Below are 24,976 nucleotides of genomic sequence, written 5' to 3'. Positions count from 1 at the left end.
CGCACGCACGCTTTCCGCCGCCCCCCGCTAGGCGGGCAAGGAAACCCCAAGGACTCCCACGCACAGAGGACAGGATGATCGGAGTGCTCGTCGAGGCCGTTGCGGCCAACCGGACGCGCCTGCGGCGCGCGCGCAACCTGCGGGCCGGCACGCGCACGCGGCCGTCCGCGCCCGCGCGCGCGCGCGCGCGCGCGCCGCTGCGCTGGCTGACGGCCGGCTGCGCGCTGCTGGCCGGCGCAGGCGCCGCGCTCATCGTCGTGCACGCGCGCTGGCTTGTTGCTGATGTCGACGTGCCGGCAGGCGACGGCGCCGCGCGCCTGCAGGCGGTCGTGCCGGGCCTCGCGTTCTCGGTGCCGGAGACGCCCGGCGCGACCGTGGTCACGCAGGGCGACGCGGCCGTGCTCGTGCTGTCGGGCTTGCGCGCCGGCCCCGTGCACCACATCGACTTGTGCGACCAGCTCGCGGACCGCGCGCGGCCCGACCGGCTGCTGCCGCTGCGCATCGGCTGGACGTTCGCCGACGTGGCGCGCCTGGACGCGCCGCGCAACGTATTGCTGGCCGAGCAGGCGATGCCGCGCGTCCGCATCGACGGCCGGGTCGCGTCGGACCTCGGCGTGCGCTGGGAGGGCGAGGCGCGCTGGACGTCCGCGGCCGCGCCGCAAGCTGCGCGTAATGAAGGCGCGGCCGCGCTGCGCGGTGAGGGCTGGCTGACGTGGCACGGCGGTGCGCTGCGCCTCGTGCGCAGGCCGGCTGCCGCGTGTCCGGCCGCGGGTGCGCTCGCGGTGCAGCTGTACCGGCCCGCGCCCGCGGCGCGCGCGCTCGTGGTCGCGCTGCCGGCGCAGGGCCCGAGCGTCGAGGCGTCGTTGGCGCCCGGCGACTACCGCGTGCCGGCCGCCGCGGCGCCCGCGCTGGAAGACGAGCAGCTGTTCGGCCAGTTGCAGGCCCGGGGCCTCGTGCGCCTGGGCGCGAATGGCCTGGCCGAGCTGGCCCCGCCGGACCTCGCCGCGTGGCGCGCGGCCGGCAAGACGCCGTGGGATGGCGTCGTGCTCGACGGCGATGCGCTGCGCCTGCTCGAACGCCTGTATCGTCGCGCCGACGGCGATTTCGTGCGCGAGCAGGTGCGCGTCTTCAATGCCGAGCGCCGGCTGCTCGCGTGGCGCGTCGGCGCAGGCATCGCGGGCATCGCGGGCACATGGCGCGCCGAGGCGCTGCTCGACGGCGCCACCGCGCCCCTGCCGCTCGTGGACGACATGCCGCCCGCCGGCGCCCGGCTGTTCGCCGGCCTGCCGCAGGGCTGGGCGCCGTGGCAGCGCATCGGCGCGTGGCCGGATGCCGGCGCCGCCGCGCGACTGCACTTGCGGCTCGCCGCGCCGCTGCGGGACGGGAGCACTATCAAACTCATGGTCGCGGGACGTGTGAAGCACGTGAGCGGCGCGCAGCTCGTCCGCGCACCGCAGCCCGCCTGCGATGGCCGCGCATGCCGCGCCGCGGACGAGGTGCAGCTACTCGAGCTGCTGCCCGACCGCGCCGCGCCGGAGATCGTGCTGGACGCGGCGCCGCTGAGCACCGACGCACTGGCGACGCCGGGCGACGCGCGCTACCGCCACCTCGTCGTGCGCGACGGCCGGCTCGCGTGGCAGGCATTGGGCCCGTCCACGACGCGGCCGGCGGCGCCGCTGGCCGACGTCGTGCTGGCCGACCGCACCGGCATACCGCTGTGGCGCGACGGCGCGCCGACGGACGCGGCGCGTGCGGCCGGTCTCGCCACGTTGCTGGGCGTGCGCGCGAACCAGGCCGGCAGCGTGGCCGCGATGCTGGGCCGGCTGCCGGGCACCGGCCACGCGGCGCGGCTGACGTTGGACCTCGGCCTGCAAGCGACGGCGCAGGCCGCACTCGACTGCATCGCCATGCGCCGCGGCCACTGGGACGGCAGCGCGTGCAGCGGCGGCGCGGCGCCGCCGGGCGGGCGCCAGGCCGGCGTCGTGCTGCTCGACACGGAGACCGGTGCCATCCTCGCGGCGGCCGGCGCGGGCATGCCCGCCGTCGATACGGACAACTGGCGCGAGGCGCGCGACGCCGACCGCATCGACCCGGCCGCGAGCCCGTTGCGCCTCCCGGCCTTGCAGCACGACGGCGGCGCGGAACGGGCACCGGGATCGACGTTCAAGATCGTCAGCGCCCTCGGCCTGGAACGGGCGGCGCAGGCCAACCGCGAGCTCGATGCCTTGCTGGACGGCTTGCCGCTCGCGGCCATCAATGCGCAGGCCGCGGCGCGCGGCTTCGCATTCCGCACCGACGCGGCAACGTATCCTGTCGACGGGCGCGCCCGCATCACGAATTTCCGCGACCAGGGCCTGGACCGGCGCGCGCAGGACGGCCGCCTGGGCCTCGCGCAAGCGCTGACGTACAGCTTGAACACGTGGTTCGCGTGGACCGGGGAGCTGTCCGACAAGAGCCTTCTCGGCCGGCCGGACGGCGGCGTGCCGGACCTGCAGCCACTGGAGCCGGGCGCGCTCGATGCCGTGCGCCCCATCGTCGCGATGGCGCGCCGGCTCGGCTTCGGCACGGCGCTGCGGCTCGACGGGGGGCTGCTGCCGGCGGATTATCCGTGGTCCACGTGGGACGCGCTGCAAGCCACGCCCGCCGGCATCGACCCTGTCCACACGCGCCACGAACTGCGCCAGATGGCGATCGGCCTGCGCATGCAGGCGACGCCGCTGCAGATGGCGCTCGTGGCGGGCGCCGTCGGCCAGGGCCGCGTGATCGCCCCGCACCTGCTGGCGCAGCTGGACGGCAGGGCGGCCGCGCCGTCAGCGGGGCCGGCGCTGGACGTGCGCCTGGACCGCATCCGCGCCGGCATGAAGGGCGTCGTCGACGTCGGCACGGCGTCGGCCGCGTTCCGCGCACCGGCGCTGGCAGGCGTCCGGCGCGGCCTGTCCGGCAAGACGGGGACGGCGCCGACCGGCGACGGCACGCAGGCCACCGTCTGGTTCACGGGCTGGCTGGAGCCGCACAGCGTGCCGGGGCAGGACCACCGGCTGGCGGTCGCCGTCTTCGTCAGCCGTTCGGAAGCGACGGGCGGCGAGCATGCAGCCCCGGTTGCCGCCGCCGTGCTGGAGGCGGTCGCCCGGCGCGGCCTGGGCTACGCATCGAATTGAGGGGTGATTGCCACTCAGCTGCGCGCCTTCTCGATGTGTTTCTATGGCATGATCTGTTACGGTCCTGCCATTGTGGACCGACCATCGAAGAGGATTTATGCGTTTGCCGGGAACCCGGTACCAGGAACCGGGGTGGGAGGAAGTGCGCAAGCTGCTGGGACAGTGCTCGCTCGCCGCGCTGCGCGGCGCCGATGCCTTGCGCCCCGGTCCCGACGCCCTGGAAGACTACGTCGACCGCATGGCCGCCTTGTTGCTCGCGCAGAGGCACGGCGCGCGCGCCCGCGCGGCCGGCAATGGCTACGGCGACACCGTGTACGATCTGGCCGTGGCCCTTGTCGTGGAATTGCGCGCGCGGCCGGTCGACTGGGACGCCATGTGCGCCGCCGTCGCCACGGAGTCCGCGGGCGACGCGCTGTTGCGCAAGAAGGTGAACGATATGTACGCCGTGCTGCGCGACCGCGTCGACGCCGACAATTACCAGGCCGCCTGCGGCCGCCCGTGCAGCCCGAACCGCATCTACGCCTACCGCATGCTGGACACCGCGTACCACGACGTGGCCCGCCTGTTCGGCAACTGGCGCGCGCACCGGGAGCAGGTCGGGGCGATCCTCGGACGCGCCATCGACGACGGCGCTGCACCCATCGAAGTGCGCCAGTTGCGCACGATCGCCGATTGCCGCCCCGAGTGGATCCTGCGCTGGAGCGCTTCGCTCGAGTCGTTCGGCGGTGGCCCGGGCCCGCTGCACACGCGGTCGAAACGTTTCGCGGGCCTGAAGGACAGTCCGGACAAGATCGGTGCGATGCTGCGCGAGATCGGCGACTACGAACAACTGTCCGGCAACCGCGACGAAGACTGGCTGCAGGACCGGGATGACGCGTCGGCCTGGGTCGAGGATTACTGGCGCGTGCTGCAGGACTCGGAAGGGGCCGCGACGCCGGGCCCGGACCGCATCCTGGAAGCGCGCGAGGACGCCCTCGACGCCGAGGCACCGGAAATGGATGCCTCGCCCCCCGACGCGTGGGACGACCCGCGGCTGGAAGCACTGGCGCTGGCTGTTTCACTGCCCCCCGGCTATGCAAGGGAAGCGGCGGTGGCCGAGCCGGCGGACGGTCAAGTTGCGCGCCTGCTGGCGGCGGACGGGTTGCCCGTGCGGCTGGCCGTGTATGCGCGGCTGCTCGGGCAGGACGACGACACGTATCCGGACGCCTGGCGCGACCCGGCCACCTGCGCGCTGCCGACGATGCAGCAACTGGCGGCGCTGGCCGAAGTCTCTTTACCGACGTTCCGCCGCCGGCGCGACGCGGCCATTGCGCGGCTTGGCGCCGCCTTTGATGACAAGCGAGGAAGCGATGCATAGCGACGACACGACGTTCCGACGGCTGCAGGAAGCCCGATTGCTGCAGGACCGCAAGCCGGGCGACCGGCTGATGCTGGACGACGCCACGCTGGCCGCCGCCCTGGAAGGCAGCCGGCCGCTGACGGCGGGCGAACGGGCCGCACTGCAGGCGTCGCCACTGACCGTGCGCCGACTGCGTCACCTGGCGCTGGAGCGGCGCGCCGCATCGGCCGCCTGGCGCGGCAGCCGTGGCGTGCTGCGCGCCGCCAGCAGCGGAGCGCTCGACGCCGTCGTCACGGAAGACGGCTGGTGGACGCTGCACTTCGTCGCAGCGGGTACCGGCTGGCGCACCGTGCTGCAACTGGCGCCGCAAGCGCCGTTCGCGCCCGCACTGCTGGCCGCGCGCGCGCCGCTGCGCGTGCTGGACGGCGCCGGCACCGACATCCTGGCCGGCCGTCTCGACGCGGACGGCGAATGCGAAGCGGCCTGGCCGTTCGCGGCCGCACCGGGCGAACACCTGCAGGCGCACGGCGCCCGCTTCAGCGTCGAACCCGGGGAGACCGGCACGCCATGATGGGATTTTTTAAACGCCCCGCGCCCGCCACCGACGCCTGCGCCCTGGGCAGCACGGCCGTCGCCGTGCCGCTGCAGCCGGGCTGCGGGGCGCCGCCGGGCTGCCCCGTCGTCATCGTCGATGGCGATGGCCGTCCCCGCCGCGCCACGACGCCGGCCGGCCGCAAGGTCGAGCTGCGTCCGGGTGAGCTGGCCTGGGCCTTTCACCCTGGGCCGTACACGATCACGATCGTCCCGTATGCGCAGGCGCCGGAGATCGGCCTCTCCACGACGTTCGCCATCGACCCGCTCGACCCGGCGCCGGCAGGCAAGCGCTTCGACCTGTATTTGGCCGCCGAAGGCGACGGCCGCATCGACGTGGGCCTGCTCGCGGCCGCCGTGCAGGACGCCGTGCGCGCGGCGCTCGCGCACGGAGCGCTGGATCTGCCGCCGTGCTGCGGCATCGACGAGTGGAACGCGTTCCGCCTGGGCCTGAACCAGTTGCTGTACCTGCGCTTCGGCCTCACGGTGGACGATTGCGTGCCGGTCGAACTGGACGACGTCGACTATGCGGCGCAATTGGCGGCCCGTGCGGCCGGGACGTTGGGCGCGGCGTCGCAGCCGGCCGCCGTGGAAACCGTGGAGCCGGCGCTCGCGGACGCGAAGGCACTGCGCCGCCTGTTCCTGGAACTGCCGTGCGTCATGTGCGGCCTGCGGCTCGGCGCGCTGCCGTCCGGCCAGGACCAGTTCCGCCGCCAGCAGGCCTTGTTGCAGCGCCTGGACCGCGTGTCCGTCGAGATTACGACGATGCCCGCGCTCGTGCTGGCCGCGCCGGGCCAGCCTCTGGCGCCCGGCGAACAACTGCGCCGGATGCGCCACAGCCGGCGCGCCGCGGCCGCGCTGGACGAAGCGTGGGCCCTGCTGGCCCGCCTCGAGGGCGCCGACGACGACAAACTGTCCGCGCTGTACGACGAGGCCGAGCGCATCGTTGCGAACCTCGAAGCGGATTGCGCCGGCCGGCGTGCCGCCGGCGTTGCGCAGGAGGCGGCATGACGGCCCCGCAGCAGGCAATCTGCCGCAGCCGCCTGCCGGACGGCACGCTGCTCACCGTGACGGCGACGCGGCGCGAACGCGCGGGCCGCGCGGACGTCAAGTGCACCGTGCCGGGCAACCCCTCCTTGGCCGAGCGCATGCAGCAGGTGGTGCGCCTCGCAAGACACACGGAAGCGACGCTGGACAGCCGCGACCAGGTCGTGCTGAGCGTCGACCGGACGCCGGCCGGCCGCGACTGGGAACTGGCCGCCGTGCTGGCCGACCGCATCGTGCGCGGCGTATGGCACGGGCGCGGCGACGTCGTCGCCAACGGCTGGTCGGACGCCTGGCAGTTGGGACGCGTGGACGGGCACGACGTGGCGGATGCGTCGCCGGACGCCTTGCTGGGCGGGCCGGACGGCTTGGCGCACCTCGGGCAGCTGGACGGCCATCCGGACCCCGGCGCGCGCGTGTCCAGCGCGCGCGCCTGGTTCCCGCTGCACGCCGGCGCGGACGACGATCTCGGCTGGGTCGAGGTGAGCGTGCATCCGCTCATGCCGGATGGGGCGCCTGGCGACGAGGAACAGACGATCGCCGTGCCGGGCGCGGACGCGGCGCGCCAGCTGGCCGTGCGCCAGGCGCTGGCCGGCGCACGTCATTTCGACGGCCGGGCCTTGGGCCGCTGGCGCACGACGGTGAAGTTCAGCGAGGCCCCGTTCGCGGGCCGTTCGTACGAACTGGCGCTCGTGCTGGCCGACCGCATTGCACGCGGCCGAGAATTCCTGCCGCGTGCGCGCCTGTTCGCGACGGGGTGTTCGGACGGGTGGCACACGGGGCACGTCGACACCGTCGAGGGCATCGTCCCGAAATGTGCGCAGCTGCTGCGCGCGATCGGGCCGGGCGACCGCATCGTGTTGCCACACGCTTGGCAGGCCGCGTTGCCGGACGGGTTCGTGGACGAGGTGCGTGCGCGTGGGGCGAGTGTCGCCTGCGTCGAGCGGATCGGGATCATTTGAGGTAGGCTGTCGGAACTGGGAAGGAGTCGATGATGTTGCGGATGTTCGGCACGAAAGAGGCACGCTGCCCGCGCTGCGCGCACGCGCATGCGGCCGCCGACGGCTATTGCGCCGCCTGCGGATTGATGCTCGGGACGCCGCGTCACGCCCCGGTACTGGTCGAGAACCGCTGGGTACCCGGCCCCGACGAATTGGCCGTGTTCTTTGGCGTGCGTGCGCTGTCCGGCGTGTTCGTCAAGACCCTGCGCGTGCCCGCCACGGCGCGCGCCTACATCCTGCAGGGCGACCAGGCCACCGAAGTGCCGCAGGGCGAATACGAGATCGAAGGTTTCTTCACGCGGCTGAACCACCTGCTGCGCGACCAGCACGCGGAAATCCTCGTCACGCGCAGCAGCGCGTTGCCGGTGGAATTCGCGCTGGACGGTCTCGCCAGCGCCGAGCACCTTGCCGTGTCGGCGCAGGTCGTGCTGTCCGTGCGCATCGAGAGCGTGCCCGCGTTCGCGCGCCATTTCATGACGATGCCCGGCACCGTCAAGGCGGAGCACCTGCGCGAGCTGCTGCAGGAGCCCGTGCGCCAGCTTGCCGCCGAATTCGTCGCCGCGCGTTCGCTGCGCGAGATGGCGGGCCGGCGCGAACTGCGGCCGGAGCTGGACCAGCACCTGCAGGGCGGACTCGCCGCGCTGCTGGCCGAGTATGGCCTCGCCATCGTGCGCGTGGACACGCTCGCGCTCCGGCACGACCGTTTCGACGCGAACCGTGCGCGCCTGGGCACCCTGTGGCTCGCCGCGGACGAGCAGCGCGTGAAGGTCGAGCATGCGCGCCAGCTGGACGAGCTGTACACGGCGGACGAATGGCGCCGCATTGCCCGCGAGGAAAGCGACGCCCGTGTGGCGAACCGGCGCGCGGCGCTGCGCCAGGAAACGGGGCTGGAACGTGCCGAGACGACGTTGCAGAACGCCGAGCGCGCGCACGCGCTGCGCGCGCGCGAGATCGAGCTGTATGGCCGCATCGTGGAGTCGCGCACGCGCAAGCAGGCGATCGAACGCGGCGCGCAGGACCTCGTCGCGGAACTGGAGCACGAACTGGCGGCCAAGCGGGGCGTCCGGGCGGACAAGGACGCGGAATGGGCGCACCTGCGCGAGCTGGCGGCCGTGCGCATGCAGGAGGAAGTGGCCGTCGCGCGCGAGGACGCGGCGCAGGCGAGGACAGTCGCGGCGCAGCGCTTCGCGCACCAGCTGCTGCAGCAGCAGATCCGCAACAAGATCGAGCAGGCGCGCGGCATCGAGGACGCGGCGCGCCAGCGCGCGGAACTGGCACGGCTGCACGCGGCCGAGGAAGGCGCGGCCCGGCGTGCACGCGAGATCGACGCGGAGGAACACGCGGGCCGCCTGCGACTCCTCGAGCTGGCCAATGCGGCCCGGCGCCGCAGCGCGGAACGGTCGCTCGAATGGGACGATGCGCAGGGCGCGTCGCGCCTGGACGCTTTACGCCGCGAAGGGGCGGCGGCCGACGCGGTGTCCCAGCACGAGAAGCTGCTGCGCACGATCGAAGCCGATGCCGCGCTGGCGCGCTCGACCCAGCAGGTTGCGCTCGAAGGCGAGGAAGCGCGGGCCGAACTGCAGGCAGCGCGTTTGTCCGCCGAGCGCGCGCACGAGCTGCGCCGCATGGAGACCCTGGGCGCCGTCGACGACGCGACGAAGCTCGTGCTGGCGCCCGCGCCGAACGCGGCGCTGCTGGCGGACGTGTTGAAGGTGCGCACGCAGGCAGACATGAGCGCGGACCAGCTGGCCGCGCAGGGGGCGATGTCGCCGCAGGAGGCGCTGCGGCTGGCGGAGGACCACGTGGCGCGTGAACGCGAGCGCCGCGACGCCGAGCTGGAACGGGAACGCCGCCACCAGCTCGACCTGCTGACCTTGCAGAACGACGTGAACAAGACGGCGCTGGCCACGCAGGCACAGTTGGCGACGGGCCTCGTCGCGGGCGCGGCCGCGCTGGCGGCGGGACAATCATGCCGGCACGTGGACGCCCAGCCCGGCGACCGCTTTTGCGGCACCTGCGGCGCGCCGCTGCCGGCGCGGGGATGATGCACACGGCGATCGACAAGCTGCGCGAACTGCGCGCGCTGCACGAAGACGGCCTGCTGAGCCGTCAGGAATTCGACAGCCGCAAGAACGCGATCCTCGACGCCGCGTATCCGGCCGACGTGCCCCCCGACATCGCCACGCCCACGCGGACCGGCACGGAAATCGGCCTGATGGCCACGCAGGAAGTGGGGCCGGCGCACCGGCGCTATCGGCTGGAACGCCTGATCGCGCAAGGCGGCATGGGCGAAGTGTGGCAGGCCACGGACCTCGCCACGCACGCGGAACTGGGCCACAGCGCGCAGGTGGCGCTGAAAATCCTGCCGCCCCGGCTCACGGAAAACGCGCTGCACGCGAAGCTCCTGATCGAGGAAGCGGCGCGCGCGCGCCAGCTCGCGCACCAGCACATCGTGCGCGTCTACGACTGGGCGCAGGACCCCGCGACGGGCAGCTATTTCATCATCATGGAATGCCTGGACGGCGAGGACCTCGATACCTCGCTCGCGCGCGAGGGACCGCTGGATCTCGGCCGGGCGCTCGACGTGCTGACACCGGTGGCCGCGGCGCTCGACTATGCGTGGGAACGCCACGGCCTCGTGCACCGGGACATCAAGCCGGCCAACGTCTTCGTCGCGCGCGGCGGCGAGGTGAAACTGCTGGACTTCGGCATCGCGGCGCGTGCGCGTGCGGACGGCGCCGCGCTGGAGGCGCCCGCCACGTCCGGCACGGCGGGCTATCGCGCGCCGGAGGCCAGCGGCGGCGGGGGCCCACCGACGCGGGGGCTCGACGTGTACGCCGTTGCCGTGATGCTGTACCGGATGCTGACGGGCGCACTGCCGGCGGGCAGCTCGCCCGCACGGCCTGACGCATTGAACCTGGCCCAGTGGGACGTGCTCCGGGCCGGATTCGCGCCGCGGCCGGACCATCGTCCCGCCAGCGTGACCGAGCTGTTGTCCCGGCTGCGCGCCGCGCAGGGACCGAGCGCGGACGAGTTGCGCGCGCAGGCCGAAGCGGCGCGGCGGGCGGAAGCGGATGCGGCCCGTGCACGTGCCGAGCAGGCCGCGCGCGACGCGCAGGCGCGCAAGGTTGCGCAGGCGCAGGCGGAGCAGCGTGCGCGGCTCGATGCGGCCGCCAAGGCGGAGCTGGAACGCCAGCGGCGCGAACAGGAGCGCGCGGCGAAGGCGGCGGCCGAGGCGGCGCGGGCGGCCCGCAAGGAAGCGCTGCGCCGGCAATTGCTGGAACGGCGCGCGGCCGAAGTGGAAAAGGCGCGGCTGGAACGGGAAGAGGAACAGCGCAAGCTCGCGCAGGCCAAGGCGGCAGCCGCGTACATCGCGGAACAAAAACGCGCGCGCCAGGAACAGGCGGCCCGCGCCCAGGCCGAGCTCACGCAACTGATCCCCACGCCCGCGAGTCCCGTGGCCGACTCGGAAGGCGTGCTGCGCGACCGCTTCGGCGACGCCGAGCAGAAGGGGCCGGAACTGGTGCTGCTGCCGACGGGACGCTTCCAGATGGGCTCTCCCGAACACGAGCGCAAGATCGCGATGGCGGCGGGCTCGCAGCCGGGGTGGCTCGCGCGCGAGCTGCCGCAGCACTGGGTCGGTATCGAAAAGCCCATCGCGATGGGCCGCTATCCCGTCACCGTGGGCGAATGGCGCATGTTCGTCGCGGCGACGGGCTGGCGGTCGAGCGGGGAAGTCGACTGGGACGCGCCCGGCTTCGCGCAGACCGACCGGCATCCCGTCGTCGGCATCAACTGGTTCGACGCGATCCGCTACGTGCGCTGGCTGTCCGAGGTGACGGGCAAGTCGTACCGGCTGCCCAGCGAGGCCGAGTGGGAATACGCGTGCCGCGCAGGGACGAAGACGGCGTTCTCGTTCGGCGACACGATCTCGCCGGAGCAGGCCAACTACGACGGCAACTTCACGTACAACGGCGGCCCGCGCGGCGAATACCGGCGCGGCACGACGCCGGTCGGCACGTTCGCCGCGAATCCGTGGGGCCTGTTCGACATGCACGGCAATGTGTGGGAATGGGTGCAGGACGTCGTGCACGACAATTACGACGGCGCGCCGCTGGACGGCAGCGCGTGGGAAGAGGGCGGCGACCAGGCGCGCCGGGTGCTGCGCGGCGGCTCGTGGTTGTACACGCCGCGCTACCTCCGCTCGGCATTGCGCAACGGCTTCTCGGCCGCATTGTCGAACGACATCGTGGGCTTCCGCGTCGTGCGCGACCTGATGTAGGGGCGCCGCACGATATGCGTACATAAGGCCGGGCGCAGGCGCATAATGCCCATGTGGCGCCGCGGCGTCGCGGCGCTGCGCCATTCAGGAGGCTGCCATGCGTATCCCGAAGGACATCCAGATCCCATTCATCGTGCTGTCGCTGGAAGCGGTGTTGCTGACCGGCGCGGCCCTGATCTTCCTCATCCTGCGCCCGGGTTGATCCGGACCGCAGCGCCCGGATCGTTCAGGACGCGGCCAGGCGGGCCGCTGCGCGCCGGCGCTCGCCCGCGCGGCGGCGTCCCGTCGCATCCTCGGGGCGCGGCTCGGCGGTGAAACGCACGCGCCCCGTGAAGCGGGCGAGGCGCTCCAGCGCCGTCGCCGGGCCGAGTGCGGTCTGCTGGCCGGTGGCCGGGTCGACGTGCCAGAAGCCGCCGTCGCGGTGGAACAGCACCGGCATGCCGGCCGCACGCGGCAAGGCGCCGCCCGCGCCGTCCGCCGCCGGCTCCGCGCCTGGCGCCAGCAGCACGAAGCACTCGGCGGTGCCGCCCGCGTCCACGCGGTGCAAGGTCACGGCATGCGGATACAGCGCCGTGACGACGAACGTCACCACGCCGCGTATGCTGGCCGTCAACTCGATGCGCATGCCGAGCCTGAGCGGCACGGGCACGTGCTTGCCGGGCCAGATGCCGTCCAGCAGCAGGCCGTAGCGCGACACATCCTCGATCTCGAAGCCGCCGCGCGCGGGGCGGACGACGGCGTGGCGCGCGGACAGCCGGCGTGTGAGGCCGTCCCGCTCGGGACGGTGCTCGCCGTAGTGTTCCAGCAGTAAGTCAGCCTCGGCGCCCGACGGTTCCCAGCGGCCCAGCACGCACTCGTCCAGCGCGAACAGGCGCACGTGGCGTTGCGCACCCGCGTCCGGTTCCACGTGCACGAGGCAGGCGCCGCTCGCCGGGCACGGGTGCGCCGCGCGCTCGGCGGGGATGTCGATTTCGATCAGGTCCTCGTCCCACGCAATCGTCGGCAGCGCAACGGCGACCTTGCCGCCGGCCGCCGCGTCCAGGTGCAGCTGCGCGATCGAGGCGTTGCGCGCGTGGATGTCGATGTCCATCGCGCCGCCGCCGGCCAGGCCGTGCACACGGGCGATGGCGGCGTCGTCGGCGCTGATGCGCACGTTCTTGTGCGTGGCGAGATAGGTCTGGTGGATTTCACCCAGCGACGCGTCCGGGCGCGGGACCAGCAGCACGAGCGTTGCGACCCACGTCCGCGCGAGCGCCGGCTGTTCCGGCTGGTGCGCGTGCAGCTCGACGTCGACGCGGTACTGGCCGTGCTCGCGTCCGCGCGACGAGAATTCCACGAACACGGGACGCCAGTCGCCGCGCAGGGTGCGGTGGAACTGCAGGCGGCCGCCGTCGTCCGGCAACAGCTTGGAGTCGAGCAATACCGTCAGTTGCGGCGGCACGTCGTCCGGCATGCCGCGCAATTCCAGCTTGATGGCCTGGCGGCCGCCGGCCGCGCGCGGATCGAACCCGCTCACGTGCAGGTGCGGGCGCGGTGCCGTCCGTGGCGTTTCTGGCGCGGCCATGGGCGGATGGGCGGTGCGCGCCCGTTGCAGCAGGTCGAAACTGGAGCCGAGCAGGTCGATCGCGCCCGCTGGCTGCCGGTGACCGTGCGCGCACGTGGCATCGCCCGGGGCGACCCAGACGGTGCAATGCGGATGGTCGGGACTGCTGCAACGCTTCATGGGCTTATCGGCTCAACAGTAAAGGGATGCCGTGGACGGTGGTGGCGGCACCAGCTTACGCGATTGTAGCCGAGCGCGGCGCGCGGAATTCAGTTTCTGACAAGACTTTTTTCCTATATGCATCAATTACAACGATCAGGTCCCCGGCAATGCCGTCTCGTCGTGCGGGTGGGCAGCACCGGGGACCCGCAGCAGGATCGCCGTCACGTTGTCCGGATGAAAGAACGCGGCCGGATGCGCGTCGTAGGCCACGAGCAGTGCCCGCAGCATCGTCGCGGCATCCGTGTCGCCTCCCAGCAGCTGCGGCCATTGCCCGACCCAGCCCCACGGGTCGGAACACGACCACAGTCCATCCGTCGCCAGCAGGTACGAGCAGCCGGGGCGCAGGTCGATGGGGCGGCGATCGCCCAGGCGGCACAGCCAGGACGGAAGGTTCAGGGACGACAATTCGAACAGCGGGTCGTTCAGCCGCGACGGATCGGCGAACGCGTTACCGAGCAGGAACGCTTGCGCGACCTGCGGGCGGTGTTCGCCGTGGACTTGCTGCCACCAGTCCGCTTCGCTCACGAGGTCCGCCATCGCGTAGGCGGTCGCGGGGACGTGGTCGACCGTCAGCGGCGAGGCCCGCGCCGCCGTGATCTCGTACAGGCGCGAATCGCCCACGTGATACAGCAGCGGCGGCGCGTCCGGTCGGAACTCCAGAAGCGTGAGCGTGGTGCCGGGACGTGGACCGGACACGTCGGCGAAATGGCGCTGCAGGTCGGTGTGCAGGGCATCCAGGCGATGGGCCAGTTCGGCGCCGTCCGCACAGGGCGGCATGGCCAGCAGGCCGGCGACGACGGCTTCCGCGGCCTCGCGCCCGTGGCCGTGGCCGCCCATCCCGTCCAGCACGGCGAGCCGCGCGTGGCCGGCGCGCCAGCCGGGCAGGCGGCGGCGCTGCGGGACCTGGTCGTGCAGCCACGCGGCCTGGCCGTCCACGTCGATCAGCAGCAGGTTGTCCTGGTTTTCCGCGCGCAGGCGGGGGCCCGCGCCCAGGCGCGAGCAGGCGGCCACGTCGAGGCGGGTGAAGCGCAGCCCGGTGATCCAGGCGGGGGCGGAAACGGAAGGGGGAGAGGTCGGCATGTCGCTAGTCTACCCGGACATGCCATTTCGCCAAGCGTCGATTAGATGGGGTTTTTGCGTCCACCCGTGAGTAATACGGCCGCGTTCACGAGCACGCACGCGCCCGCCGCCGCCAGCGCGAAGCGCACGCCCGTCGCGTCCGCGATGCGGCCCCAGAACAGGCTGCCGGCCGTGTAGCCGCCCGCCATCACGACGAGGTAGATGGCCAGGGTGCGGGCCCGCACGGCGACCGGGAACGACAGCTGCGCGGCCGCGTTCAACGTGGACACGACGGCCGACCAGGCCATGCCCCCGGCCACGATCAGCGGCACGAGCAGCGCGAGCGTGTGCAGGAACGGCATCGCGGCCAGCATCGTGCCGTACACGACGAGGGCACCGGCGAGGATGCTCGTCTTGTCGACGCGGGCGCGGATGGCGGGCAGGCAGAACGCGGCGATGACGGCGCCGCCGCCCAGGCTGCCCATCAACGTGCCGAACACGCTGGCGTCCATGTGCAGCACGTCGCGCACGAACACGGGCAGCAGCCCGGCGAAGGCGATCGTCGCGAAGAACACGGTCGCCACGTTGCGCAGGATGCGGCGGTAGCGCGGGCAGCCGAACGCGATGGACAGGCCTTCGCGCAGGCGCGCCGCATAGCCCGCGCATGGCCGCGCGTGGTCGCCGCCTTCGCGCCACCACGCGCGGTAGATCGCGAGCAGGCCGACGAACGACAGGGCGTTCACGAGGAACAGCGGGCCGGGGCCGACCCATTTGAACAGCACGCCGCCCAGCGCCGGCCCGATGATCGCGGCCGTGTTGTACGACAGGTTGTTCAGGGTTGCCGCCGCTTCCACTTCGTCCGGCTCGACGAGCCCGGACAATGCGGCCTGCCACGCGGGCCACATGAATGCCGAGCCGCAGCCGAGGCAGAACACGAGCGCCAGCACTGCGGTATGCGGCGCATGGCCGCTCGCGACGAGGCCCGCCATCGTGCACGCGCAGCAGGCCATGAACAGGTTGCAGAAGAACAGGAACTTCGGCCGGTGCACGGCGTCAGCGACGACGCCCGCGAACAGCGCGAACATGAAGATCGGGATGTACGTCGACGTCTGCACGAGCGTCGTCATCGAGGCGGAGTGCGAGCTGGACGCGATGAGCCACGCCGACGCGAACGTCTGGATCCACGTGCCGAGGTTCGAGACCAGGTTGGCGCACCACAGCCGGCGATAGCGCGGGTGGCGCAGCGGCTGCGTCAGCGGGACCTTGCGCCGGGCCGGGGCCGCGGTGCCCGCGTGGGGCGGGGCGGGAGAGGCGAGGCGGGGTTTCGTCATCACGACAGTCTACGGGTGGCATCCGGCCGGGTCAACGCGGCGGCACGCGGCGCGTCGTTTTCCCAACGTGACGGTTCGACAAGGCCATGTTATCTTGCCGGTTCGACCACACATACCGCGCCCATGCAGATACGACCGCTCGACCCCGACGACATCCCCGCCGCCGCGGCCGTGCTGCACCGCGCGGCCACCGTGTTCATCCTCCACGAATGCGACCCGGACGCCGCGGCGGCTTTCCTCGCCCAGCACGACGCGGCCGGGTTGCGCCGCAACCTGGACGCCGGCTTCGTGTACCACGTGGCGATCGTCGACGGCGTGCTGGCAGGTTTCGTCGGTGTGCGCGGCGGCACGCACCTGTTCCACCTGTTCGTCGATGAAGCGTTCCAGCGGCGCGGCATCGCGGGGGCGCTGTGGCAGGCCGCGCGCGCGGCGGCCCTGGGGCCCGGCCATCCGGGGATCTTCACCGTGAACGCGTCGAACGTCGCCGTGCCCTTTTACGCGGCGCAGGGCTTCGAGCGCACGGCGCCGGTGCAGGCCGATACGGTGCCGTACAACCCGATGCGGCTCGTCGTGTCCGCGTCAGTGCCCCTCGTCGATCCGGCGTAGCCACAGGCTGCTGGCCCAGCCTTCCACGTCGTGCCCGCCGACCCTGGCGCGCACGCGCCACCAGTCGCCGTCCGTCGCGCCCGTCGTGCTGACGACCGTACCGGCCGGCAGCACGCGCATGCGCGCGGCGCGCACGCCGCGGTGTTCGCGCAGGTTCAGGTCGTCGGCGACGCGATAGTGCGCACCCGGCGCAGGACCCATGACCGGCGCTGCAGCCGCCAGCGGCATGGGGATGCGCGCGGGCGCGGCGGGCAGCAGCGCCGAAAACCACAGCCCGCAGGCGGCCGTGCCGCCGGCCAGCACGGCCAGCGCGCGCAGATTCGGCCGGCGCCACCACGCGCGCGGCGTGCACCACGCGGCCAGCACGAGCGTCGCCGCCAGCGCGGCGCACCACACGAGCGTCGTGAGCATCCACGGTGGCATGGTCGCCTCAGGCATCGAAGCGCAGCACGTAATGGCCCGCGACGACGTGGTGCCCGGCCGGCAGGCGGTACGGCTGCTCCGGCGAGGCGTCGTCGATGGTGGCCACGAACGCCAGCTGCTCGTCCAGGTGGTACAAGGCCTGCGTGGGCGACTGGCGGGCGATCAGCCAGCCGTCCGGCCCGGCCTCGAAGGTGAACGCGGCGCGCGACAGGCCGAGGCGGTCGGCGCTCGACGGCGGCGTGCCCGCGGCGTGCTTCAGGAAGCGCGGCGAATCCAGCACGCGCAACGCCGCCAGCATCGGTGCGGCGCGGCCGAACGTGAAGCGGGCGCCGGCGGCGACGGGAAGTGCCGGGGGCTGCGGCAGCCGCAGCAGCGCGCAATAGCGGTCGGCGAGCGCGGGCGCGCAGACGACCAGCTCCAGGCGCGTGCCGTCGACGGGGCTGAACGTCGCGGGGACGGCGATCTGTTCGCGGCCGGCCGGTGTGATGGCCTGCAGCGTATCCTGGTCGTCGATGGCGAACGCGATGACGGCGTCGCGCGCGAGCGGCGCGGGCACGAAGGCGCGGTTCAAGCCGATCTCCAGGGCCTGCGCGCCCGTCTCGCGGTAGCGCGACAGGCGCGGCAGGGCCAGCGCGGCGAGGGCCACGCGCTGGCGCGCGACGGGGGCGTACGTTGCGTCGAGCTCCGCGCCGGCCGGTTGCGCCGCGGGCGCGCGCGCGATCGGCACGGCCGTCAGTTCGGGATCGGGCATGGCGCGCGGCTTCCAGACGGCGGGGCGTGCACCGCCTGCAGTGGAGGGAGAAGGCGCGGCGGCCGTTGCTGGCACGCTCGCCACCGGCGTGCTGGCCGGGCGTGCAGCCGCCGGTGCGATCCGTGCGCGTGCGGCGGTCGGAACAGGTGCTTCCGGCTGGGCCGGCGCCGCAGGAATGCTTAGCGCGGCACACGCCCGCGCCGGCGTCACACGCAGCAGCAGGCGCAGCGCGGCGCCGTTCGCGTCGACCGCGCCGCGGCGCGACTTGATCGTCCAGTAGCCGGCGTTCGCATCCCAGCTGCAGTCGAACGCCTCCTTCGGGCGCACTTGCACTTCGAGTGGCGCGTCCGGCCCGTCGTTGATGAGGAGGACGGCGCCCTCCGCGCCGAACGGCCAGCCCGGCGCGGCGTACGTCGCCTCGTGCTCGTCGTGGCCGATCAACGTGAGCCGCTGGTTCGGGTAGATGGGGCAGACGGTCTTCCACACGGCGCTGTCGCGCGACACGCTGACGGTGTACTGCACGGCCTCGCCGGGCGCCGGCAGGTAGACGGCATGGCCGAACTTGACTTCGACTTCGCCCGGTTCCAGGCGGTCGGCGCCGACGACCTGGTAACGCACGTCCTCGCCGTGCAGCAGGTCCCCGAAGTCCTTCTGGTGCAGCGTCGCCAGGCCCTGGGCGAGGTCGCGCACGCGCGCGCCGCGCGTGAGGTGGCGGTCGTCGTCGACTTCTTCCTGCGGCAGCACGAGCGTGATGTGGGAAAAGCAGCGGGTGGCGGCGCGGCCGCGGTGTTCGCGCGGCGAGCGTTCCAGCAGGTCGCGCAGCAGCGGGCGGCGCGCGAACAGCGCGAGGCCGGGCGACTGCCAGATGGCGTGGGCATCGAAGACGTCGCCCACCTTGCCTAGGGCTTCATGTTGGACGTAGACCGGCATGATTCGTTCTCCTCTAAAGATTGGCTGCTGGCGGCAGCGGCACCTAGCAGGGGGCAGATGAAAAACAGCAGGTGCGAGCCGCCCGCGGACAGGAAGCTCATGGGCTGGCCCATCACGGGGAAGATCGCGAGGTTCGTCCCCCACGACAGCAGGAAGTGGCCGAACGCGAACGCGGCGCCGCCGGCCAGGAAGAAGCAGCGCAGGCGCGCCAGCCATGCGATGCGGAAGTCGCGCGCGCGGCCCGCCATCAGCCAGCAGCGCACGGCCAGGTGAAGCAGCGCCGCGAGGAACAGCGCCTGCAGCAGCCACAGGCCGACGGCCGCGACGAGGCCGTGGCGCTGCAGGAAGAACGACGCGGCGAAATCGTCCTGCACGGCCGGGATGCGCAATGCGAAGCCGGGGCCCTGGCCCAGCGCCGCGAGGCCGAACGCGCCGTCCGCGCCGCGCCAGCCGCCCTGCGCGATGGCGCGTGCGCCCTGCAGCAATTGCTGGCCCGTGTGCGGATGCGTGCCGGGGTCGAGCCAGACGAGGAAGCGGTCGGCATAGAAGTCCCAGCGCGCGATGCCGTCGGCGCCCGCCCCGCGCAGCAGCGCCACGGCCAGCACGGCGCAGACGGCGCTTGCGGCCAGCGCCAGCGCCGTGCCGCGGCGGCGCGTCGCGAGCGCCTGCGCCAGCATCATCGTGCCGGCCCACAGCGCCAGCAGCACGAGGGGCGAATAGTCGTCGACCTGGACGAGCGCGACGCCCAGCAGCAGCATGAACAGCACGACGGGTGCCGCGAGCCGCAGGCCGCGCCGCCACGCGCCGCCGGGCGCGGGCCCGTCCGCGCACGCCAGCGCGAGGCAGTGCGCGGACAGCGCGGCCAGCGCCAGCTTGGCGAATTCCACGGGCTGCAAATCGAACACGCCCGTCTCGTCGCCATACGCGACCTGCAGCAGCAGCGCGCCGAGCGCCGCGCACGTCAAGACGAGAAGTGCGGCTTCGATGCGCGCCTGCGCGGGCGGCCGGGCGGGGCGCGCGAGGCGCGCCAACGTGGCGGCGCCCGTGCCCAACGCCAGCAGCGCGGACGTCTTGTGGAAGTGGCGCAGCCACGCGGTGTCCGGCGCGCCGAGGCCCAGGTCCAGCTGGGCCAGCAGGCCGACGGCCAGCAGCGGCAGCGCCGCGGCCAGCGCGGGGTCGAGACGGCGCGGCGCCAGCAGCGTGAACGCGAGCGCGGCCCACGCGACGACGAGCCCGATGCCCGCACCCGCGGGCGCGCCGCCGCGCTGCAGCCAGAACAGCACGGCGCCGGCGCCGGCAAGCAGCAGCGCGGCGCCGGCCGCCACGCCCGCGCGCACCCGTGCCCGCGCATCGGCGAGAAGCGCGGCGGCCAGGGCGGCCGCACAGCTGAAGCCCGCGACGGCAAGCAGGGGCGTCCACGCCTGCGCGGGCAGCGTCCACGGCGCGCGTGCGACCCACGTCCACGTCACGCCGGGCGGCAGGCGGCGCTGCGCGTCCGGGTAGATGCCGACGTGGCCGCCCGGGCGCAGGCGCAGTACGTCGCCCGCGTCCAAGATCGTGAGGCGTGTGCGGCCGGCGACGAGCGTCTGCCCGGCGGCGAGGCGCAGCGGGCGGCCGGCCAGCAGGTCGGCGCGGCCGTTCTCGATCAGCAGCAACGGGACGGCAGCGGCCGGCGCAAGCAGGTAGCCGCCGTCGTCCCGGTGGTGCGCGATGGTGGCGGCGTGCAGCGCCAGGCCGGCGACGGCGATGCGGTTGCCGCAATCGAGGTTGCCGCCGAAGAGCAGGGGACGATCCGATGCGAGGGCGCGGGGCGCGATGCGGTTCCACAGGCCGGCGAGGCGCGTGCCAAGGTGGATGTCGGGGCATGCCGGCTGCGGCACGCCGTCGCGACGAACCACGGCGCCGTCGTAATGCCACACGGTGCGGCCGGCCGTGAAGGACACACCATTCACATCGGCTGCGCGCACGTCGGCCTGCAGGACACCCAGCTGGAAGCGCTGTCCCGGCGCGAGTGCGACGCTGCCGCTGCGCCGCTGGCGCACGCCGTCCTGCACGAGCAGCGGACGGCCCGTGCCGTCGTCGGCCGCCCACCAGGTGCCGTCCGCCGCGCGGCTGACATGCAGCCGGCCGCCGTCGCCTGCGGGCGCGCCCAGTGCGGCATGGTCGAGATCGACGGCTGCGGTACGGGCCAGCGTCACGTCGACCTGCGCGGGTAGCCACGCGGCGGGCGCGCGCAGCAGGGCCAGCGCCTGCAGCGCGCACAGGGCGGCGAGCGCCGCGCCGGCGAGCACGCGGGTCATGCCGCGCTCCGCATGGGCGCTGCCCCGTCGATGCCGGCCGCGGCACGCGCGAGCAGGCGGCTGATCTCGAGCGCGTGGCGCGGGCGTCCTTCCGGCCGCGGCGCCAGGAGAGTGCGCAGCAGGGCCAGCGCCGCGCCGTGACCGCCCGCCGCCGCATGGGCGGCGAACCGCGCGGCCTCGTCGGGCGCGAGGGTGGGGGGCAGGGCGCCGCCGTGCCGGGCGCGTAACGCGGCGGCGCCCGCCGGGCCGTGCGTGCGATAGGCGTCGGCGCAGGCCGCGCAGAACCGTAGCGGGACGCCGGCGACCATGGAGTAGAGCAGGGCACCGAGCGCGAAATAATCGCTGCGCGCGTCCGTCCGGTAGTGGCCTGCGGCGTCGGGGAAGAACTGTTCCGGCGCTTGCCACGCGGCCGTGCCGGCATACGCGTGGGCGGCCGCGTCCTGCAGCGCGCGATTGGTGCCGAAGTCGGCCAGTTTCAGCGTGGCGCCGTCGGCGTCGACGAGGAGGTTGGTCGGTTTCAGGTCCAGGTAGCGCCAGCCGTATTGATGGACTTTCGCCAGCGCGGCGTTGACCTGCGCCGTCCACGCCAGCGCCTGCGCGCAGCCGGGGCCGGCGTCGCGGGCGCGGCGGCGCGCCAGGTGGCTGGCGAGATCCTCGTCGAGCAATTCCAGCGCCAGTGCGGGCTGGCCGTCGTGCGTGCCGCTGTCGAGCAGGCGCACGATGTGGCGCTGGTCCCATGGCTGCAGCGCGCGCAGGAAGGCGAGTTCCGCGTCGAAGGCCGCGCGCCATGCGGCACGCTGCTGTGGCGGCGCGAGGTCCATCTGCGCCCGGTTGACGAGTTTCACTGCGGCCGGCGTGCCATCAAGAACGGACGCGGCGCGCCACACCTCTCCGTAGCTCGAGCCGCCCAGCGGCGCCTGCAGGCGCCAGCTGCCCGCCGTCAACGTGATGATGTCTCCCGCTTCGACCATGTGTCCTCCGAGGGCGGCGGCGCCGCGTGCAGCTGCGTAGCGGGGGGGCAAGGAAAAAGGCGGCGCGACGCCCGGCGATGGTATGCTGGCGCCATGACTACCGATTCCGACATTGAGCTGTCCGGCCCGTTCCAGGCCAGGGACAGCAACGGCCGTACCCTCGACGTCAAGGCGATCCGCATCTTCGACGAGGGCTACGGCATTATCGACGTGTACGTGGAGTTCGCCGCCAGGCTCGATCCCGGCGCGTACAAGGACACCGTGCTCGTGCGCCAGATCATCGACCGGCTGCGCAGCGTCGGCTACAAGGGGCCGGACTTCGGCCACAGCGATCCCGGGCTGCAGGAAAGCCGCCTGATCGTGCTCGAGGCGCCGGAGGAATTTGCTGCGTTTGCCAAGAGCCGGGGGTGGAAGAACCTTGCCGAGGACTTCGACGATTGAGGATGCTTAACCGCACCGTTCGCGATGCTGTCGACAGATGAGCTGGCAGGCAAGCGTGCGGGTGGCCCGATAGGTGCCTGCTCGTGACTGAAGCCGAGTGCGCAATCGTCCGAAGCGGTGAAGGGAGCCGAGACGACGTATTCGGTCGGACGTTGCAGTTCGACGCAACCTGCGAGGAAGCCGCTTGTCTTAGAAAAACCAGCCGTGAGGGAAGCCGTAACGCCAGACATTGAACAAGGGCTCCGTCAGCAACCACTTGCAACGTGCTGCCAGCCCACCCGTAGACCGCCGTCCGTTCAGGTGTAGCGTCAAGCTCCAGTATGCCTGGGAGGGATGAGAGCGCGCGAAGTTCGACGGCTATGCCGGCCGGGAAACCCAGGCCCTCGGCCCGGGCGGCAAGGGGATGGTCGAAGCGCGCCAGTGTAGGCGGTCGTTGCTCACAGGGCAACGTTGGAAATTTGTAAGGCGGCCGAAGCGCATCGAAATTCTCCAGTGCCGGCAGAGCCAAAAGCGACCTACACCGAGCTCGGCAGTTTTTCGAGGGCGCCAGCCTCACTCGTCAACAATTTACAAATGGAATCCGCATATGGACGAACGCCCGATACCGCCAGCAGCTTTGCAGGATCCGAACGCCATGGAAATGCTGCGCGTGTGGGTCGCCGGGGGACAACTCCATTGTTCGCTGAAAGTGAGCATGTAGCGTGACGGAAATTTGAGCGGGAGCGAAAGCCTCGTCAAGCTCGTGTCGTACTTCAACGGTGAAGTGGCCGCGCCGTCGTCTGAACTCAGGTGCGGGTTCGTTTGAGTCACTTCGACCCGCCACGACGGACGCGTTGGAACGCAAGTAGGAAGACGGTCAGGCCGACTGCCAGTGCTGGCACCGAAGTCACGACGAAGTTGCCATCTGGTGTCGACCAGGACACCACACATGCTGTGATGAAGGCAGCGACAGGCCCGAGGAGGATGGCGACGACTGGCAACTTGTACGACAAGCGTTCGCCCTGACGGTCAAGATTCACAGCCTTGTCCTGCTATCGATTACGTGTGCAAATGCGCACTGCGTTCTCTTCCTGTCCCGAGCCGTCCTGCTGACCGTGCTCGTGCCTGACAGGCGTCACTTCCGCGCCTCGCGCCGGCCCGGGCCGGCGGGCAGCGCCACGCGTTAAGGCATGGCTCGCCTCGGGTAGCGCCGTGCGCGCCGCCAGGGCGCCGGTGGCGAGCCGTTGCAGGTTGATGGCCGCGTTCACGTCGCGGTCGTGCTGCGCGCCGCAGCCGGCGCAGGTCCAGGTGCGCTCGCCCAGCGCTGCAGCGTCTTGACCGTGATGCCCAGGGCGGCTGCGGCCGACCCGTTGCAGACCGTCGAATTTTCCCGATTTTACTTTTTTCCTAGACTTGGGCAAGTCCTATGTCCATGCCGTGCGACGCGCATGAAAAAACCGCGCACGAGGCGCGGTTCGTTCGGTTCCCGGATCAGCGGCGCCAGCCGCCGTGACCCCAGCCGTGGTGCCAGCCGCGGTCGTGCTCGACATAGCCGCGCCGTTCCACGACGACGACGTCCGGACGGTTGTCGTAGTAATAGCGGGGCGGTTCGACGTACACGGGGCGCGACTCGACGTAGACCGGACGCGATTCCACGTAGACCGGCTGCGACTCGACGTAGACCGGTCGCGATTCAACGTAGACCGGCTGCGACTCGACATAAGTCGGCGCCTGCTGGTAATACCCGTTGGAATATCCGCTACCGGAATAGGCGTAGCCGCGGTTGTTGTAGTAATAATCGTCGCGCGTGCGTGCGGAGTTGCCGACCGCGGCACCGATGACGCCGCCGACGATGGCACCGTTGCGGCCGCCCACGCCGCCACCGATGGCGGCGCCCGCGAGAGCGCCCACGACCGTGTTCACGCCCCGATCGTCAGCCATTGCCGTGGTGGACACGGCAGCCGCGGCCAGGAGCATGGCACCAATGCATTTGTTCTTCAACATGCTTGTTCCTTGCGCCTCAACGGGGGATCGGGATGATCACGACTACGCCAGGCATGCAAGTATCATAGATCGGGTGCAGAAAAGTGCCACGGGATAATACAGATTATTACATCTGCTTCCGCGACGGTAACATCCGCGAGCGATCGATGCTGGCCCGCCGTGACCGCTCGATGCGGCGCAGGCCGGGCCAGGAACAGCCGCGCCGGGTTATGCGCGGGTCGAACGCTTGCGCAGCGCCGGGATGAGCGCCAGGCCCAGGCCGAACAGTGCGAACGAGCCGGGTTCCGGCACGAAGCTGGCGTCGCCGTTGATCGTGAAGTCGGCCGCCAGACCCGTGGCGCCGCCGCCGGTGTTGCCCACGATGAATTGCAGCGTGTTGATGCCGGCGGCGACGTTGCCCGTCACACTGGTGGCGTTCGAAATTTTCCACACTTGGCTTGCGCCGACGTTGTTGATGCCCAGCGACACACCGTTCAACGTAACGTCCGTCAGGTAGTCGTCCGACACCCAGCGGAAATCCATCCCGGTCGTCAGGGCGGCGCCGGACCAATTGAACTGGAACGTGTACTTGTACACCTGATCCTTCAGCGTGCTCGCGCTGCGACCCGACTGGACCGGGTTCCACGAGATGTACTTGCCGGTCGTAATCGACGAGTCCGGCAGCACGGGCCAGCCGGCGGCGGTCGCGGTGACGAGGTACGCGCTGGCGCCATTGAGGGTGAACTGGTCGTCCTTGCCGTCATGGTTGGCATCGATACCCGTGCTGTAGCTGACAGTCGCCATTGCGGAGGTGGCGAAGCAGCCGGTCACGAGGGCGGCGAGTAATTTGTTGCGAATGGACATCGGAATCCTTCTAATCAGCGTTGATAAAAGTGTTGATTTGAAAATTATAATGATCATATTTCAACATTTCAACAAAATGTTCAAAATTAGTTAAATACCCTGGTGTCGGTCGCCAGTGGACACGTCGTGGCGACCACGATCGCGCGGCGGAGGGGCTG

General features: G+C 72.0%; 20 protein-coding genes. 10 read left to right on the top strand and 10 right to left on the bottom strand.

Annotation, left to right across the window (positions count from 1 at the left end):
- The first annotated feature begins 74 nt into the window (after positions 1 to 74).
- The 7 genes from HAV22_RS03450 (at position 75) to HAV22_RS03420 (ending at position 11,415) form a co-directional block, all read left to right on the top strand.
- The gene (locus tag HAV22_RS03450; RefSeq protein ID WP_166856560.1) at positions 75 to 3,158 is read left to right on the top strand and encodes a penicillin-binding transpeptidase domain-containing protein; all 3,084 of its coding nucleotides are present in this window, start codon (positions 75 to 77) and stop codon (positions 3,156 to 3,158) included.
- A 97-nt stretch (positions 3,159 to 3,255) separates the two neighbouring features.
- On the top strand, positions 3,256 to 4,515 hold the full coding sequence (locus HAV22_RS03445; protein ID WP_166856557.1) for a hypothetical protein: 1,260 nt from the start codon (positions 3,256 to 3,258) through the stop codon (positions 4,513 to 4,515).
- Complete coding sequence (locus HAV22_RS03440; protein WP_166856555.1) at positions 4,508 to 5,068, top strand: hypothetical protein; 561 nt, start codon at positions 4,508 to 4,510, stop codon at positions 5,066 to 5,068. Before HAV22_RS03445 ends, HAV22_RS03440 begins: the two co-directional genes overlap by 8 nt.
- Entirely contained in the window at positions 5,065 to 6,099 is a 1,035-nt protein-coding gene (locus tag HAV22_RS03435) for a hypothetical protein (RefSeq protein ID WP_229421053.1), read from the top strand. The genes HAV22_RS03440 and HAV22_RS03435 overlap by 4 nt, the downstream gene beginning before the upstream one ends.
- Positions 6,096 to 7,094, top strand: a complete 999-nt coding sequence (locus HAV22_RS03430) for a hypothetical protein (protein WP_166856553.1) — start codon at positions 6,096 to 6,098, stop codon at positions 7,092 to 7,094. The genes HAV22_RS03435 and HAV22_RS03430 overlap by 4 nt, the downstream gene beginning before the upstream one ends.
- Before the next feature lie 32 nt (positions 7,095 to 7,126).
- On the top strand, positions 7,127 to 9,178 hold the full coding sequence (locus HAV22_RS03425; RefSeq protein WP_166857216.1) for a coiled-coil domain-containing protein: 2,052 nt from the start codon (positions 7,127 to 7,129) through the stop codon (positions 9,176 to 9,178).
- Positions 9,175 to 11,415, top strand: a complete 2,241-nt coding sequence (locus HAV22_RS03420; protein WP_308789191.1) for a bifunctional serine/threonine-protein kinase/formylglycine-generating enzyme family protein — start codon at positions 9,175 to 9,177, stop codon at positions 11,413 to 11,415. Before HAV22_RS03425 ends, HAV22_RS03420 begins: the two co-directional genes overlap by 4 nt.
- A gap of 226 nt (positions 11,416 to 11,641) precedes the next feature.
- Here HAV22_RS03420 and HAV22_RS03415 read toward each other — a convergent pair whose 3' ends face one another.
- From HAV22_RS03415 to HAV22_RS03405, 3 genes are all read right to left on the bottom strand, one after another.
- Complete coding sequence (locus tag HAV22_RS03415) at positions 11,642 to 13,138, bottom strand: FHA domain-containing protein (protein WP_166856550.1); 1,497 nt, start codon at positions 13,136 to 13,138, stop codon at positions 11,642 to 11,644.
- A 135-nt stretch (positions 13,139 to 13,273) separates the two neighbouring features.
- A complete protein-coding gene (locus HAV22_RS03410; protein WP_229421052.1) occupies positions 13,274 to 14,260 on the bottom strand; it encodes a PP2C family protein-serine/threonine phosphatase in 987 nt (328 codons plus the stop codon).
- A gap of 41 nt (positions 14,261 to 14,301) precedes the next feature.
- The gene (locus HAV22_RS03405) at positions 14,302 to 15,570 is read right to left on the bottom strand and encodes an MFS transporter (protein WP_166857210.1); all 1,269 of its coding nucleotides are present in this window, start codon (positions 15,568 to 15,570) and stop codon (positions 14,302 to 14,304) included.
- 123 nt (positions 15,571 to 15,693) lie between these two features.
- Between HAV22_RS03405 and HAV22_RS03400 the strand changes: the two genes are divergently transcribed.
- A complete protein-coding gene (locus HAV22_RS03400) occupies positions 15,694 to 16,176 on the top strand; it encodes a GNAT family N-acetyltransferase (RefSeq protein WP_166856548.1) in 483 nt (160 codons plus the stop codon).
- Here HAV22_RS03400 and HAV22_RS03395 read toward each other — a convergent pair.
- The 4 genes from HAV22_RS03395 to HAV22_RS03380 are packed head-to-tail and all read right to left on the bottom strand — an operon-like array spanning position 16,150 to position 21,551.
- Complete coding sequence (locus tag HAV22_RS03395) at positions 16,150 to 16,599, bottom strand: SH3 domain-containing protein (RefSeq protein ID WP_229421051.1); 450 nt, start codon at positions 16,597 to 16,599, stop codon at positions 16,150 to 16,152. The two genes, HAV22_RS03400 and HAV22_RS03395, sit on opposite strands and share 27 nt — an antisense overlap.
- 7 nt (positions 16,600 to 16,606) lie before the next feature.
- Positions 16,607 to 18,280: a hypothetical protein gene (locus HAV22_RS03390; protein ID WP_166856546.1), complete on the bottom strand. Its 1,674-nt coding sequence runs from the start codon at positions 18,278 to 18,280 to the stop codon at positions 16,607 to 16,609.
- The gene (locus HAV22_RS03385; protein ID WP_166856544.1) at positions 18,250 to 20,580 is read right to left on the bottom strand and encodes an FtsW/RodA/SpoVE family cell cycle protein; all 2,331 of its coding nucleotides are present in this window, start codon (positions 20,578 to 20,580) and stop codon (positions 18,250 to 18,252) included. The genes HAV22_RS03390 and HAV22_RS03385 overlap by 31 nt, the downstream gene beginning before the upstream one ends.
- Positions 20,577 to 21,551 (bottom strand): protein kinase domain-containing protein, encoded by a 975-nt coding sequence (locus tag HAV22_RS03380; RefSeq protein WP_166856542.1) that lies wholly within the window; start codon positions 21,549 to 21,551, stop codon positions 20,577 to 20,579. Before HAV22_RS03380 ends, HAV22_RS03385 begins: the two co-directional genes overlap by 4 nt.
- A gap of 93 nt (positions 21,552 to 21,644) precedes the next feature.
- Here HAV22_RS03380 and HAV22_RS03375 point away from each other — a divergent pair, with 93 nt between their 5' ends.
- Together HAV22_RS03375 and HAV22_RS31765 are read left to right on the top strand one after the other, a co-directional pair.
- Positions 21,645 to 21,992, top strand: a complete 348-nt coding sequence (locus HAV22_RS03375) for a hypothetical protein (RefSeq protein WP_166856540.1) — start codon at positions 21,645 to 21,647, stop codon at positions 21,990 to 21,992.
- 403 nt (positions 21,993 to 22,395) lie between these two features.
- Positions 22,396 to 22,692 (top strand): DUF5076 domain-containing protein, encoded by a 297-nt coding sequence (locus HAV22_RS31765; RefSeq protein WP_371869519.1) that lies wholly within the window; start codon positions 22,396 to 22,398, stop codon positions 22,690 to 22,692.
- A gap of 331 nt (positions 22,693 to 23,023) precedes the next feature.
- Here HAV22_RS31765 and HAV22_RS03365 read toward each other — a convergent pair whose 3' ends face one another.
- The 3 genes from HAV22_RS03365 to HAV22_RS03355 all read right to left on the bottom strand — a co-directional run bounded on the left by HAV22_RS03365 (position 23,024) and on the right by HAV22_RS03355 (position 24,818).
- Positions 23,024 to 23,392, bottom strand: a complete 369-nt coding sequence (locus HAV22_RS03365; RefSeq protein ID WP_229421050.1) for a zinc ribbon domain-containing protein — start codon at positions 23,390 to 23,392, stop codon at positions 23,024 to 23,026.
- Positions 23,393 to 23,462: 70 nt separating this feature from the next.
- Positions 23,463 to 23,975 (bottom strand): hypothetical protein, encoded by a 513-nt coding sequence (locus HAV22_RS03360; protein WP_208296041.1) that lies wholly within the window; start codon positions 23,973 to 23,975, stop codon positions 23,463 to 23,465.
- A 207-nt stretch (positions 23,976 to 24,182) separates the two neighbouring features.
- Entirely contained in the window at positions 24,183 to 24,818 is a 636-nt protein-coding gene (locus HAV22_RS03355) for a PEP-CTERM sorting domain-containing protein (RefSeq protein ID WP_166856536.1), read from the bottom strand.
- Between the last annotated feature and the right edge of the window lie 158 nt (positions 24,819 to 24,976).

This window comes from Telluria antibiotica, assembly GCF_011682055.1.
Taxonomy (GTDB): Bacteria; Pseudomonadota; Gammaproteobacteria; order Burkholderiales; family Burkholderiaceae_D; genus Telluria; species Telluria antibiotica.
This window is presented reverse-complemented; position numbering and strand designations above follow the sequence as displayed.

What these genes read in the sequence shown, in the direction of transcription:
- HAV22_RS03450 (WP_166856560.1), top strand. Translation starts at nt 75, where the DNA reads ATGATCGGAGTGCTCGTCGAGGCCGTTGCGGCCAACCGGACGCGCCTG.
- HAV22_RS03400 (WP_166856548.1), top strand. Translation starts at nt 15,694, where the DNA reads ATGCAGATACGACCGCTCGACCCCGACGACATCCCCGCCGCCGCGGCC.
- HAV22_RS03410 (WP_229421052.1), bottom strand. Translation starts at nt 14,260, where the DNA reads ATGCCGACCTCTCCCCCTTCCGTTTCCGCCCCCGCCTGGATCACCGGG.
- HAV22_RS03390 (WP_166856546.1), bottom strand. Translation starts at nt 18,280, where the DNA reads ATGCCGGTCTACGTCCAACATGAAGCCCTAGGCAAGGTGGGCGACGTC.
- HAV22_RS03380 (WP_166856542.1), bottom strand. Translation starts at nt 21,551, where the DNA reads ATGGTCGAAGCGGGAGACATCATCACGTTGACGGCGGGCAGCTGGCGC.
- HAV22_RS03440 (WP_166856555.1), top strand. Translation starts at nt 4,508, where the DNA reads ATGCATAGCGACGACACGACGTTCCGACGGCTGCAGGAAGCCCGATTG.
- HAV22_RS03435 (WP_229421053.1), top strand. Translation starts at nt 5,065, where the DNA reads ATGATGGGATTTTTTAAACGCCCCGCGCCCGCCACCGACGCCTGCGCC.
- HAV22_RS03360 (WP_208296041.1), bottom strand. Translation starts at nt 23,975, where the DNA reads ATGTTGAAGAACAAATGCATTGGTGCCATGCTCCTGGCCGCGGCTGCC.
- HAV22_RS03425 (WP_166857216.1), top strand. Translation starts at nt 7,127, where the DNA reads ATGTTGCGGATGTTCGGCACGAAAGAGGCACGCTGCCCGCGCTGCGCG.
- HAV22_RS03445 (WP_166856557.1), top strand. Translation starts at nt 3,256, where the DNA reads ATGCGTTTGCCGGGAACCCGGTACCAGGAACCGGGGTGGGAGGAAGTG.
- HAV22_RS03415 (WP_166856550.1), bottom strand. Translation starts at nt 13,138, where the DNA reads ATGAAGCGTTGCAGCAGTCCCGACCATCCGCATTGCACCGTCTGGGTC.
- HAV22_RS03385 (WP_166856544.1), bottom strand. Translation starts at nt 20,580, where the DNA reads ATGACCCGCGTGCTCGCCGGCGCGGCGCTCGCCGCCCTGTGCGCGCTG.
- HAV22_RS03395 (WP_229421051.1), bottom strand. Translation starts at nt 16,599, where the DNA reads ATGCCACCGTGGATGCTCACGACGCTCGTGTGGTGCGCCGCGCTGGCG.
- HAV22_RS03405 (WP_166857210.1), bottom strand. Translation starts at nt 15,570, where the DNA reads ATGACGAAACCCCGCCTCGCCTCTCCCGCCCCGCCCCACGCGGGCACC.
- HAV22_RS03430 (WP_166856553.1), top strand. Translation starts at nt 6,096, where the DNA reads ATGACGGCCCCGCAGCAGGCAATCTGCCGCAGCCGCCTGCCGGACGGC.
- HAV22_RS31765 (WP_371869519.1), top strand. Translation starts at nt 22,396, where the DNA reads ATGGTCGAAGCGCGCCAGTGTAGGCGGTCGTTGCTCACAGGGCAACGT.
- HAV22_RS03355 (WP_166856536.1), bottom strand. Translation starts at nt 24,818, where the DNA reads ATGTCCATTCGCAACAAATTACTCGCCGCCCTCGTGACCGGCTGCTTC.
- HAV22_RS03375 (WP_166856540.1), top strand. Translation starts at nt 21,645, where the DNA reads ATGACTACCGATTCCGACATTGAGCTGTCCGGCCCGTTCCAGGCCAGG.
- HAV22_RS03420 (WP_308789191.1), top strand. Translation starts at nt 9,175, where the DNA reads ATGATGCACACGGCGATCGACAAGCTGCGCGAACTGCGCGCGCTGCAC.